Annotated in this window: 11 protein-coding genes, 2 tRNA genes and 1 pseudogene; 6 read left to right on the top strand and 8 right to left on the bottom strand. The window is 34.3% G+C overall.

The window, feature by feature from the left end; translation table 11 throughout:
- Positions 1 to 430, bottom strand: a pseudogene (locus V7M80_RS03225) (hypothetical protein); the annotation flags it as partial.
- Positions 431 to 529: 99 nt separating this feature from the next.
- Here V7M80_RS03225 and proS point away from each other — a divergent pair.
- The 4 genes from proS to rpsT all read left to right on the top strand — a co-directional run bounded on the left by proS (position 530) and on the right by rpsT (position 2,560).
- Positions 530 to 2,008 (top strand): proline--tRNA ligase, encoded by a 1,479-nt coding sequence (gene proS / locus V7M80_RS03220; RefSeq protein WP_333694000.1) that lies wholly within the window; start codon positions 530 to 532, stop codon positions 2,006 to 2,008.
- 77 nt (positions 2,009 to 2,085) lie between these two features.
- Positions 2,086 to 2,157 (top strand) — tRNA-Glu (locus V7M80_RS03215).
- A gap of 45 nt (positions 2,158 to 2,202) precedes the next feature.
- A tRNA-Glu gene (locus tag V7M80_RS03210) sits at positions 2,203 to 2,274 on the top strand.
- A gap of 34 nt (positions 2,275 to 2,308) precedes the next feature.
- Positions 2,309 to 2,560, top strand: coding sequence for a 30S ribosomal protein S20 (gene rpsT, locus V7M80_RS03205; protein ID WP_333693998.1), 252 nt, complete (start codon positions 2,309 to 2,311; stop codon positions 2,558 to 2,560).
- A gap of 52 nt (positions 2,561 to 2,612) precedes the next feature.
- On the opposite strand, the gene V7M80_RS03200 is transcribed toward rpsT, so the two are convergent.
- Genes V7M80_RS03200 through thrC form a run of 3 tightly spaced genes read right to left on the bottom strand, consistent with a single transcriptional unit; the run spans position 2,613 to position 6,073 of the window.
- Complete coding sequence (locus tag V7M80_RS03200; RefSeq protein WP_333693997.1) at positions 2,613 to 3,014, bottom strand: response regulator; 402 nt, start codon at positions 3,012 to 3,014, stop codon at positions 2,613 to 2,615.
- On the bottom strand, positions 3,011 to 4,732 hold the full coding sequence (locus V7M80_RS03195) for a PAS domain-containing sensor histidine kinase (protein ID WP_333693996.1): 1,722 nt from the start codon (positions 4,730 to 4,732) through the stop codon (positions 3,011 to 3,013). Before V7M80_RS03195 ends, V7M80_RS03200 begins: the two co-directional genes overlap by 4 nt.
- A 42-nt stretch (positions 4,733 to 4,774) precedes the next feature.
- Positions 4,775 to 6,073, bottom strand: coding sequence for a threonine synthase (thrC, locus tag V7M80_RS03190; protein ID WP_333693994.1), 1,299 nt, complete (start codon positions 6,071 to 6,073; stop codon positions 4,775 to 4,777).
- 131 nt (positions 6,074 to 6,204) lie between these two features.
- Between thrC and V7M80_RS03185 the strand changes: the two genes are divergently transcribed.
- Positions 6,205 to 6,438 (top strand): hypothetical protein, encoded by a 234-nt coding sequence (locus V7M80_RS03185; RefSeq protein ID WP_333693992.1) that lies wholly within the window; start codon positions 6,205 to 6,207, stop codon positions 6,436 to 6,438.
- Here the strand turns inward: V7M80_RS03185 and V7M80_RS03180 are convergent, their stop codons facing one another.
- The 4 genes from V7M80_RS03180 to V7M80_RS03165 all read right to left on the bottom strand — a co-directional run bounded on the left by V7M80_RS03180 (position 6,439) and on the right by V7M80_RS03165 (position 10,568).
- Positions 6,439 to 7,170, bottom strand: a complete 732-nt coding sequence (locus tag V7M80_RS03180; protein ID WP_333693990.1) for a DUF6048 family protein — start codon at positions 7,168 to 7,170, stop codon at positions 6,439 to 6,441.
- Entirely contained in the window at positions 7,142 to 7,642 is a 501-nt protein-coding gene (locus V7M80_RS03175; protein WP_333693988.1) for a DUF6452 family protein, read from the bottom strand. The genes V7M80_RS03180 and V7M80_RS03175 overlap by 29 nt, the downstream gene beginning before the upstream one ends.
- Positions 7,643 to 9,055: a 23S rRNA (uracil(1939)-C(5))-methyltransferase RlmD gene (gene rlmD / locus V7M80_RS03170; protein ID WP_333693987.1), complete on the bottom strand. Its 1,413-nt coding sequence runs from the start codon at positions 9,053 to 9,055 to the stop codon at positions 7,643 to 7,645. It lies immediately after the preceding gene.
- Positions 9,056 to 9,134: 79 nt separating this feature from the next.
- The gene (locus V7M80_RS03165) at positions 9,135 to 10,568 is read right to left on the bottom strand and encodes an SLC13 family permease (RefSeq protein WP_333693985.1); all 1,434 of its coding nucleotides are present in this window, start codon (positions 10,566 to 10,568) and stop codon (positions 9,135 to 9,137) included.
- A gap of 175 nt (positions 10,569 to 10,743) precedes the next feature.
- Here V7M80_RS03165 and rocD point away from each other — a divergent pair, with 175 nt between their 5' ends.
- Positions 10,744 to 12,027 (top strand): ornithine--oxo-acid transaminase, encoded by a 1,284-nt coding sequence (rocD, locus tag V7M80_RS03160; RefSeq protein WP_333693983.1) that lies wholly within the window; start codon positions 10,744 to 10,746, stop codon positions 12,025 to 12,027.
- The last annotated feature ends 34 nt before the right edge of the window (positions 12,028 to 12,061 follow it).

The following is a 12,061-nucleotide window of genomic DNA, read 5'->3' as shown; positions in this document are numbered from 1 at the left end:
AGCCCCATCCGGGACCATACCAATTGTTCCAGCCCCAACCCCAACCGGGACCATACCAATTATTCCAGCCCCATGAGTTGTCTATAACAGTTACGGAAACAGAAGAAGGATTTGAGCCCCAAGCAGGATTTGATATAGAATGATATATAGAGTCATTAACTTGTACAGATGAATAATTTTCTACATCAGTAAAAACTTCATCCTGAGCATTTACTTGTCTGGATCTGAAGTATTCTTGATAAGCAAGTCCCGAATTATTTGTAGCTTGTGCATTGGGTTGATTTCTTTGAGTATTGGATCCTCCATAAATTCCATCACTATCGTAATAAGAAACATTTTGATAAGATCCGCAAGAAACCATCAAAAAACCCATAAGAACAACAAATAAGGAAGAAGAATTTATGTCTTGAAGTGAGTAATTAGTTTTCATAATCGTAGCATTTTTATTGTGGTTAATACAAAAATAGTTAGTTTTGCCGAACTATTTAGTTAAAATTAGTTAAACAATTTTTATGCCAAATTATTCAAAATGAGCAAAAACCTTACAAAGAGAGCAGAAGATTATTCAAAATGGTACAATGAATTGGTAGTTAAAGCCGATCTGGCTGAGAATTCGGGTGTTAGAGGATGTATGGTTATCAAGCCCTACGGTTATGCTATATGGGAAAAGATGCAGGCCCAGTTAGACAAAATGTTTAAAGAAACGGGACATTCAAATGCCTATTTTCCACTTTTTGTTCCTAAAAGTATGTTTGAAGCTGAGGAAAAAAATGCAGAAGGTTTTGCAAAAGAATGTGCAATTGTTACCCATTACAGACTAAAAAATGATCCCGATCACAAAGGTAAATTAATGGTGGATCCTAATGCCAAACTGGAAGAAGAATTGATAGTTAGGCCTACAAGTGAAGCGATAATTTGGAGTACATACAAAAATTGGGTACAATCGTATCGTGATTTACCATTACTAATAAACCAATGGGCCAATGTTGTAAGATGGGAGATGAGAACACGACTCTTTTTAAGAACTGCCGAGTTTTTATGGCAAGAAGGGCATACGGCTCACGCTACCGAAAGAGAAGCCATAGAAGAATCTGTTAAAATGATGAATGTTTATGCTCATTTTGCTGAGAATTTTATGGCAATTCCTGTAGTAAAAGGTGTCAAAACAGAATCTGAGCGATTTGCCGGGGCTATTGAAACGTACTGTATAGAAGCTCTTATGCAAGATGGTAAAGCATTACAAGCGGGAACGTCACATTTTCTGGGACAAAATTTTGCTAAGGCTTTCGAAGTTAAATTTGCCAATCAAGAGGGAAAACAAGAATATGTATGGGGAACTTCATGGGGGGTTTCTACGCGTTTAATGGGGGCTTTAGTTATGACACATTCTGATGATAATGGATTGGTTCTTCCACCAAATTTGGCACCAATTCAAGTGGTAATTGTGCCCATTTACAAAACAGAAGAACAATTAGAAGCTATTTCATTAGAAGTTGAAAAATTGATGTTTGAACTTCGAAAAGTTGGTATTTCGGTTAAGTATGACAACAGAACCACTCACAAACCCGGATTTAAGTTTAACGAATACGAATTAAAAGGAGTGCCCGTTCGTTTGGCAATTGGACCTAATGATTTGGAAAATGGAACTTATGAAGTGGCAAGAAGAGATACGCTATCAAAAGAGACCGTTTCCAAAACTGATGTAGTTTCTTATGTCGCTAATTTATTGGAAGAGATTCAAAGAAATTTGTTTGAAAAAGCCTTGGCTTACAGAGATTCTCACATAACCGAAGTAAATTCCTTTGAAGAATTTAAAACTCTTTTGGATACCAAAGGTGGATTTTTTGCTGCTCATTGGGATGGTACAGCAGAAACAGAAGAAAAAATCAAAGAACTTACCAAAGCTACAATTCGCTGTATCCCTTTGGATAGAGCAAATGAGGTGGGTGTGTGTATGTTTAGTGGCAAACCCTCCGTAGGAAGAGTACTTTTTGCAAAGGCCTATTAAAAAAAAAACAAAAAAATATTTTCTAACTATTGCGAGTATAAAAAATAGTTGTATTTTTGCACTCGCAATTGACAACAGGCCCGTTCGTCTATCGGTTAGGACGCCAGGTTTTCATCCTGGTAAGAAGGGTTCGATTCCCTTACGGGCTACAAAGTTCGCGTAAGTTTAAAATCGCAGAAACTAGAAGGAACTAAGGTCCGTTCGTCTAGGGGTTAGGACGCCAGGTTTTCATCCTGGTAACAGGGGTTCGATTCCCCTACGGACTACAAAAAATTAATAGAAACATTTATTTTTAAAAAAATGGCAAATCACAAGTCAGCTTTAAAGAGAATCAGAAGTAACGAAAAGAAAAGAGTATTAAACAGATACCAACATAAAACTACACGTAATGCTGTAAAGGCTTTGCGTTTAACTACTGAGAAATCAGATGCTGCTGCAAAGTTGTCTGCTGTAATCTCTATGATTGATAAATTAGCGAAGAAAAATATCATTCACGATAACAAAGCTTCAAACTTAAAATCAAAGTTAACAAAGCACGTTGCTAAATTATAATACGATCACTTCAGATATAAAAAAACTCTCCATTTTTGGAGAGTTTTTTTATTTAGGAGTATATGGGTTTTAAATTTTCCAGCATGTCAACTGTAATGGGTTTGGATAAAAAATGGGATACCATTTCATATTGTTTGGCTTTGTTGTAATCGGAAGGATCAATTGTAGAAGAAAGGATAATTACTTTGGTGTCCTTTAAATTGTTTTTTAAGTCCGATTCAATGCTATCCAAGAATTCCCATCCATTCATTACAGGCATGTTTAAATCCAAGAAAATTAGATTTGGTACATTGCCTAAATCTTTATCTAGACATAATTTTTTTAAAAGTTCGTAGGCTTCTTGACCATTGCTGGCAAAAATTATTTCTTCACTAAAAGAAACCTTCGTTATTACCTTTTTACATAACATTAATGTAATGGGGTCGTCGTCTATACATAGTATTGTTTTGATCATTTTTCCAAATTGAATGTTAGTGTAAATTGTGTTCCTTTGTTTACTTGGCTTTCAACCTCTATAGTACCGTTCATGGCTTCTACTTGAGATTTAACCAAATACAAACCTAATCCTTTACTATCAGGATAGTTGTGAAAACGCTGGTATAGTCCGAAGATCTTTTCTTTGTTTTTATCTAAATCTATTCCTATACCATTATCTTTGATGGTCAAAATTACGAAATTATCTTTAGTAGTGGCTTTGATATTTATTTTTGGTGTTTTATTTAAGGCTCTATATTTAATGGCATTTGACATTAAGTTTAGAATGATACTTTCCAAATAGGCTTTGTTTATGTGCAGGGCCAAATGGTCATCAATTTCAAATTTTATTGTAGGTTTATGAAGGCTAATTTGATTGTTTAATTGAAAAAATACGTTTTCAAAGACTTCTTTTATAACTACATTTTCTTTTTGAATAGAAGGATTATCTTTGATGATAACGACTTTTACCAAATCGTCTATAGTCTCGTTCAATAATAAGGTAGACCTTTTAAAACCATTTAGAATTTCTTGTAATTCTTCATTTTCTATAGGCACATCTTCTAAAAGATTGAGAAGTCCGGTTAAATTAGAAAGTGGAGCTCTAAAGTTGTGAGAAGTAATGTAAGAAAATTGCTTTAAATCTTTATTGTTTTGTGTTAGTTCTCTAATTAATTGTTCTCTTTCACGTTCTTGATTTTTTTCTTTGGTCACATCTCTTTGGATGGATATCCAGTGTGAATGCTCACCTTCTTTATTGGTTACGGGAATCATTGAAAAATTAACCCAATATTCCTGTTTGTTTTTTTTGTAACTAATGGTTTCAACAACACATTCGTTATAATTTTGAATGGCAAGAGCTAATTTTTTGAATTCATTTTCATCCGATTTTTCACCTTTAAACATTATCGGAGATTTACCAATAACTTCTTTAGGTTTGTATCCAGTCATTTTGGTGAAAGCTTCATTGACAAAAATGATGTTTGGAATTGGATTTTCTGAGGTATTTGTATCGGTAATAACTACAGCATCTTTTGTTTGAGTAATTACGGTTTCTAATAATTTTAGGCGTTGTTCTTCCTCTTTTTGTTTGGTTACATCTTGTATGGCTCCAATCATCCTTACCGCTTTGCCATCTTGATCTTTTACAAGAAAACCCCTGTCAAAAACATATTTGTAAGTGCCATCAGCACATTTAAAACGGTATTCATCTTGCCATCTTTCGGTTTTTTGTTCCAAAAACGAATAAAGTTTTACCGACATTTTTAAACTATCTTCGGGATGAATTCTGTCAAACCACCAACTGGATGTTGAGCCTACTTCTTCTTTTTTATAGCCAAAAACGTTTTCTATTCCTTTATTCCAAACAAATTTATCGTCTTGAATTTTCCAGTCCCAAATCGTATCACTGGTAGCTTTTGCAACAATATCGTAGCGTTCATTAGAATCTTTAATTTCGCTATTAATAGATTGAAGTTGTTCTAGTATAGAGATGTTTTTTTTATCGTTTTTGGTTATCACAAAGCGAATTAGAAATCCGGCCATGATAATAAACAATACATCTTTTATGAAGTGAAAAGTTATGAATCCTCTAAAATTGTCCTGAAAAGTTCCTTTAAGAATGAGATGTACCAATATGGCTAAAAAGAGGGAGCTTATTATAAAAACAAAAGTTATTATGTTTGATTTACTTTTCATCATTCAAATATAAAAAATATTTTGATTTGGGTTTATTCACTATTATTCCAGATTGATTAAAAACTTCTTAACCTCGCTGTAGGTTTTTACAGGGAAAAAATAGGATTCCATTTCTTGAAGTTGTCTAATGTTTTCAGGTAATGGAATAGAAATATTTAAATGGTTTTCTACAGTTTCCAAAAACTTTACCGGGTGAGCTGTTTCCATAAATAATCCAAAAGCTTCGGGATGTTTTTTGAGTTCTTCTTGTAAGCCCAAGTAACCTACTGCTCCATGAGGGTCGGCTATGTAGTTGTATTTTTCATATATTTCTTTTAGGGCATGAATGGTTTCGTTGTCTGAATAGGAGTAGGATGAAAATTTCTCTTTCATCTTATTTATATCGTATTCAAAAAGTTCTTGTACTCGAATAAAGTTACTGGGATTGCCCACATCCATTGCATTTGATAGTGTAGCAACAGAAGTTTTTGGGATGTATTCCCCCGATTTTAAAAATTGCAAAACGGTATCATTTTCATTGGTAGCTGCAATAAACTTTTGAATAGGTAAGCCCATTTTTTGAGCAACAATTCCGGCACAAATATTTCCAAAGTTTCCACTCGGAACTGAGATAAATAAAGGTTTGTTCAAATGTTTAAGTTGCTTGAAGGCTAGAAAATAATAAATCATTTGGGGAAGCCATCTTGCAATATTAATAGAATTGGCCGATGTTAAATTTAGATTTTTTAAATCAGAGTCTAAAAAAGCAGTTTTAACTAGGTCTTGGCAATCATCAAATACGCCATCTACTTCAAGTGCTGTAATATTATTTTTAAGGGTTGTGAGTTGCTTTTTTTGAATTTCACTAACTTTTCCTTTGGGATAGAGAATCACAACTTTTACATTGGGAACCTTATAGAAACCATTTGCAACAGCTCCACCTGTATCTCCGGAAGTCGCAACCAATACAAGGTTTTTTTTGGAGTTATAACCTACATTGAAATAGGCGATACATCGAGCCATAAATCGAGCACCAACATCTTTAAAAGCTAGTGTTGGACCATGAAATAATTCTTGTGTAGCACAATTATCTGAAAGATGTACAATAGGGAATTCAAAATTGAGTGTTTCAGAAAGGATTTCTTTTAATTTGTTTTCGGGAATATCGGGACAAATGAATGGTTTTAAAACTTCTAATGCAATTTCAACATCAGTAAGATTTTCAATATTAGCCAAAAAATTTTCATCTAACGGATTGATTTCTTCCGGAAAATAAAGTCCTTTATCTGGAGCTAATCCCAGTGTAACAGCATCTTGAAAAGATACTTTATCACTTTTTTGGTTTAAACTTTTATACCTCATTGTAAGGATTTTTTAGCGTTGCATTTTATGGGCTTAAAATGTAAAAATAGCATAAAACTTCAAATGAAAAACTAAAAAAACAATTATTCCCTATTCAGGTGTGTTTTTTGTATTTTTGAAAAAAATTTGAAATGAATAAAAAAGCAAAGACTTTTATATACCAGTTAATTTCTTTTTCGATTGTTTTTATTCCTTTTCGATTGGGGATTTCTTATTTTACTGAGCTTGAAGGTTTTTGGCCTGCATTCTTATCCTTTTTGGCAACTTTGCTTTTAGCTCCAAAATTTCAGGTGGTTTCATCTAATGAAGGCTCTAAAATCATGATGAAGTCTATTTTTTTTAAAGAAATTAAAGAAGTAAATTGATTATTCTTTTTTTGATTTAACCTTAGCCATTTTTTTCTTGTAGATAGGTACAAAGTAGGTTATGGTATAATTGAAACCTACACCAAAGTTTCCGTTGTATGTTCGATTAAATCCCGGAATATATAAATTATCAAATTCTACAGGTTTTTGGTTAGAAAACAATCGGTTGAAACGAACACTAAAACCGGCATATAAATTCGAAAATAATTCGGCTTTCATACCCAAAACGACCTCTGCCCATTGAGCACTTAAACCATCAAATTTTTCGCCAGATACCGTAACAGGTGCCTCACCAAAGTAGGGATTGGTGTTGTATACTCTATACGAATTTACAGTTTGGCTCATCGTGCTTACACCATATCGCAATCCGATGTAAACCGTATTTTCCATATCTAACCAATTTTCGTATAAATTATAATCAAACCCTATTTTAAAATACGAACCTTTGGTTGTAAAGTTAATTCGATCGTCGTTTTTGGTATAGTTTTCATTTCCAATTTCACCGGCCAGATAGTAATTTTTGGTTAATCTGTAATCGGCCACTAGCTCCAAACCCTTGTAATTCTTGTCAAATGTGGTTCTGCCCAACCTAAAAGCGTCTACACCCATTCGAATACCATATCGTTCTGTTTTCACAGGAGTTGTGTCTTGACTTTGTTCTTGGGCTTTTACAATGAATGAAAAGAACAAAAATACACTCAGATTAAAAATACATTTTGATGTGTACTTCATTTTCAGTTTCAATTTTAGTTTTTACAATTTCAATTTGATCAATCCAAAATTCGGTATCTCCAACGGGATTGCTTTGTTCTACACCATTTCCTAAATTAAGATCAAAGTTGGTTTTAAAACCGCAAGCTCTTGAAATATAGATGTCGTTTCGAGTATAATTAAAACGTATGTTATCTTGATTGGTAAGATTTGAATTGGATATGGAGTTAATGATAAAGGAAAATTCCGCGGAATTGTCGGTTGTTTTAAGTGGGATTTCAATTTGGTCAACTAAATTAAAATTTAACTCGGTTTGAGCTCCTAATCCTTGGACTTTTAAATTGGCCACATTTTTTTTGACAGAGGTATTAATACTGTCATAAAATTCGATAATTAATCGGGGAGTAGTGGGAGTGTCTTCAGTACAGATGTCGTCCTTCTCACAACCAACCAAAAACCAAAGTAGCAATATTAATTTGTGAACAATTTTCATTTATTTTTTTTCTAAAAGTACAACATTTTCAACATGATGTGTTTGCGGAAACATATCTACGGGTCTTACCCGAGTTACTTTATACATACTGTCTAATAAAGCTAAATCTCGAGCTTGTGTAGCCGAATTACAACTTACATACACCATTTTTTTGGGAGCAATTTTAAGGATTTGAGCAATGACTTGGGCATGCATGCCATCTCGAGGGGGATCGGTAATAACTACATCCGGTAGACCGTGTTTTTGAATAAAGTGGTCATTTAAAACCTCTTTCATGTCACCTACAAAGAATTCGCAATTGGTTATGTTGTTTCGTTTTGCATTGGCCTTTGCATCCTTAATGGCTTCAGGAACTGATTCGACACCAATAACTTTTTCAGCCCATTTTGAAACAAATAGAGCAATTGTTCCGGTTCCGGTGTACAAGTCATACACCAGTTCGTTTCCGCTTAATCCGGCAAATTCTCGGGTAATTTTATACAATTCATAGGCTTGATCCGAATTGGTTTGATAAAATGATTTGGCCTGAATTGAAAATTGAAGCCCTTCCATTTCTTCAATAATGTATTCTCTACCGCTATATAGTTTAATGTCTTGATCGTAAAGGGTATCGTTTGCTTTTGAATTTATTACATACAAAAGTGATGTAATTTCTGGAAAACGTTCTTTGAGGAAATCCAGTAAAAGTTCGCGTTTTTCTTTATGTTCTTTGAAGAATTGAATTAATACCATGATTTCTCCGGTAGAACTTGTACGAATCATTAGTGTTCGTAGCAAACCTTCTTGATTTCGTACATCAAAAAATGGAATATCCTCGGCTTCTGCTTTTTCCTTTACAGCATTTCTAATGGCATTAGAAGGATCTTGTTGCAGATGACATTTGGAAATGTCTAGAATTTTATCCCACATTTTGGGGATATGAAAACCTAATGCATTTTTATCTGAAAAGTTATTATCAGATTGGATTTCTTTATCGGTTAGCCATCTCTTATTTGAAAAGGAAAATTCCATTTTATTTCTGTAAAAAAACGTCTTTTCAGATCCTAAAATGGGCTCGAATTCAGGTAAATCAATTTTTCCGATGCGTTTCAGATTATTTAAAACCTCTTTATTTTTATAAAAAAGTTGTTTGTCGTAAGACATGTTTTGCCATTTGCATCCTCCACAAACCCCAAAATGATCACAAACGGGTTCTACACGATCCTTGGAAAGTGAATGAAAATGAATGGCTTTTCCTTCGTAGTATGCTTTTCTTTTTTTGAAAGTTTGAACATCCACAACATCACCGGGTACTACATTAGGTATGAATATAACTTTTCCATCTTCTGCTTTTGCCACTGAAACACCTTTGGCTCCGGCATCTAAAACAGCAACTTCTTTAAAAATAACTTTGTCTTTATTTGATCTTCCCATGCGACAAAAATAAGTTTTTCAAACCTAAAAAATAAGTTCAATCTGAATTATTTTATGCATTTAAGATCCTAATTATAAGTTATGAAAAGTAAGAATATAATAATGTCCAGCAAATGATTAAAATAGGTCCGGCCAGCCCTATGAAAAGGCCACCAATTCTAAACTCCGATTGCTCTATAAAACCCGTGCTGTAAGCTATGGCATTAGGCGGAGTTGAAACCGGAAGTAAAAGTGCACAAGAAGCACTGAGTCCAATTACCATTGGCAAAACAATGGGATCTACGCCTTGAGTGATAGACATGAGCGATAAGGCTACAGGTATTAATATGGTTGTTGCAGCGGTATTGCTCATAAAATTTGATAAAGTAACCGTTGTTAAAGCGAATAGGAATAACAAAAGGTAAAAATGAATATCTACAGAACTGATATTGGAAACAAAATAGGTAGCAAGCCCTTGTTCCTGAATGGCTAAACCGAGAGCCAATCCGCCTGCCACTAGCATGAGTGTGTCCCAAGGTAAAGCTCTAACGTCATCGGCATCAATAATTCCCAACATGGTTAAAGCCACAATCGGAATTCCGGAAACTGCAGATACCGGAATTTTGGTCCATTGCGATGTAAGCCAAAGGGCTAAAGTTGTAATCAATACTACCAATACAATATTTTTACGAATTTTTTCTTCTTCTTCAAATCCCTCTTCCTTTGGAATTTCTTCCTGAAGAAAGTTTAGTGTTAATGATTCTTGGCTAATCTTGTACTTGATAATAAGAATTTTCCAAAACAGAAACGTCAGAATTAGAGCCACTGGAATACCAATAATCATCCATTCTATGAAAGTAATTTTTATTCCAATTCCTTCAAGGGCTCCCACGGCAATAGCATTTGGAGCCGAACCAATGATGGTACCCATTCCTCCAAGTGAAGCTGCAGCCGGTATACCTAACAATAAAGCTTTGGCTACTTTAGAATCTTTACCTAGAATTGTAAAAATGGGGGCAACAGTAGCAATCATCATCGCTGTTGTGGCTGTATTGCTCATAAGCATTGAAATAATGGCGGTAATGAGCATTAAACCAAGTATTATATTTTTGGCTTTAGTCCCAAATTTGGGTGCAGCAAATTTTAATAAGAGCAAGTCTAACTTGGTTTTTTTCATCCCTTCTGCCAGAAAAAAACCTCCAAGGAATAACCAAATTACACCATCTGACCATGTTTGCACATACCTTTTGGCATCCATTGTGTTTTCTTGCCCCATAGTAAAAACCAAAAAACCCACAATGAGAATTCCAACGGCAAAGGGAGGTATAGCCTCGGTTATCCATAAACCTATGGAGAAAAACAATAAAAATAGCACATAGTCCTGTGTAGGGGTAAAGGAAGGATCTCTTAATAAAAGGACTAGTAATATGGATGAAACCGCAGAAAACAAAAACAATATAGTTCGGTTTTGACGGGCAACTTTCAATTGAATTTTTGTCAATTGTTTCAATGAATAGTTTCTTGAATCTGCCATGGTAATTTAAATTTTAAGTAAAATTACTAACTTTTTGCTCCTATGAAACTGATTATTATCATTTTATTTTTAACTCATTACGCAAACGATTTCACAGAATAATATTTATTTTTGCAATACGGATGATTTCTCTCCCTAAGAAGGAATTTAGATTCTTATACCAAAAAATCAAAGTATGCCAACGTTAGAAAAAATCAATTCAAATGACTTTATCAATTTAGAAGATCAATTCGGAGCTCATAATTACCACCCCTTACCCGTAGTATTATCCAAAGGGGATGGAGTATATGTTTGGGATGTAGAAGGGAAAAAATATTTCGATTTTTTATCGGCTTATTCTGCGGTAAATCAAGGTCATTGTCATCCTAAAATTATAAATGCTTTAGTTAATCAAGCTCAAAAGTTAACCTTAACTTCAAGAGCCTTTTACAATGATCAACTGGGGCCCTATGAAAAATATATCACTTCTTATTTTGGATTTGATAAAGTTTTACCCATGAATACTGGGGCAGAAGCAGTGGAAACAGCCATAAAAATTTGTCGCAAATGGGCCTATGAGAAAAAAGGGATACCGGAGCATCAAGCTCAAATTGTAGTTTGCGAAAATAATTTTCACGGTAGGACTACAACCATTATTTCTTTTTCAAATGATGAAAATGCGAGGAAAAATTTTGGACCTTACACGGAGGGATTTATCAAAATTCCTTACGATAACGTAGCTCTTTTCAAAGAAGTTTTGGAAGCTCATAAAAATATTGCAGGTATATTGGTAGAGCCAATTCAAGGTGAAGCCGGTGTGTATACTCCAAGTGAGACCTATTTAAAAGAGATTAAAGAACTTTGTACTGATTATAATGTGCTTTTTATAGCAGATGAAATACAAACCGGAATTGCACGTACGGGATCTCTACTGGCAGTTTGTGGCCAATGTAATTGTGATGCTACTTGTGAAAGAAGTGAGTCTACCTATGCTAAACCAGATATTTTAATATTAGGTAAAGCCATTTCCGGCGGAGTTTACCCGGTCTCTGCAGTTTTGGCTGATAATGCCATTATGAATGTAATCAAGCCTGGTCAACACGGTTCTACTTTTGGAGGAAATCCGTTAGCTGCTGCAGTAGCCACCGCAGCTTTACAAGTTGTAGAAGAAGAAAAGTTAGCTCAAAATGCCCGTAAATTGGGGAAATTATTTCGGGATAAAATGAATGAATACATTCAAAATAGTACGATTGTTCAATTGGTTCGCGGTAGAGGTTTACTTAATGCTATTGTTATAAATGATACCGAAGAAAGCAGTACAGCTTGGGATATCTGTATGAAGTTGGCCCAAAACGGATTATTGGCCAAACCCACACACGGTAATATCATTCGTTTTGCTCCTCCTTTGGTTATGACTGAAGATGAACTTTTGGAATGTGTTTCAATTATTTGCAAAACTCTTGCTGAATTTGAAAGATAAACTGAAATAAACTAAATTTGGAAGTGAATGTTTT

Source organism: Flavobacterium sp., assembly GCF_036759525.1.
Classification (GTDB): Bacteria; Bacteroidota; Bacteroidia; order Flavobacteriales; family Flavobacteriaceae; genus Flavobacterium.
This window is presented reverse-complemented; position numbering and strand designations above follow the sequence as displayed.

Excerpts from the sequence above, each read along its gene's own strand:
- proS (WP_333694000.1), top strand. The coding sequence starts at position 530 with ATGAGCAAAAACCTTACAAAGAGAGCAGAAGATTATTCAAAATGGTAC.
- rpsT (WP_333693998.1), top strand. The coding sequence starts at position 2,309 with ATGGCAAATCACAAGTCAGCTTTAAAGAGAATCAGAAGTAACGAAAAG.
- V7M80_RS03200 (WP_333693997.1), bottom strand. The coding sequence starts at position 3,014 with ATGATCAAAACAATACTATGTATAGACGACGACCCCATTACATTAATG.
- V7M80_RS03195 (WP_333693996.1), bottom strand. The coding sequence starts at position 4,732 with ATGAAAAGTAAATCAAACATAATAACTTTTGTTTTTATAATAAGCTCC.
- thrC (WP_333693994.1), bottom strand. The coding sequence starts at position 6,073 with ATGAGGTATAAAAGTTTAAACCAAAAAAGTGATAAAGTATCTTTTCAA.
- V7M80_RS03185 (WP_333693992.1), top strand. The coding sequence starts at position 6,205 with ATGAATAAAAAAGCAAAGACTTTTATATACCAGTTAATTTCTTTTTCG.
- V7M80_RS03180 (WP_333693990.1), bottom strand. The coding sequence starts at position 7,170 with ATGAAGTACACATCAAAATGTATTTTTAATCTGAGTGTATTTTTGTTC.
- V7M80_RS03175 (WP_333693988.1), bottom strand. The coding sequence starts at position 7,642 with ATGAAAATTGTTCACAAATTAATATTGCTACTTTGGTTTTTGGTTGGT.
- rlmD (WP_333693987.1), bottom strand. The coding sequence starts at position 9,055 with ATGGGAAGATCAAATAAAGACAAAGTTATTTTTAAAGAAGTTGCTGTT.
- V7M80_RS03165 (WP_333693985.1), bottom strand. The coding sequence starts at position 10,568 with ATGGCAGATTCAAGAAACTATTCATTGAAACAATTGACAAAAATTCAA.
- rocD (WP_333693983.1), top strand. The coding sequence starts at position 10,744 with ATGCCAACGTTAGAAAAAATCAATTCAAATGACTTTATCAATTTAGAA.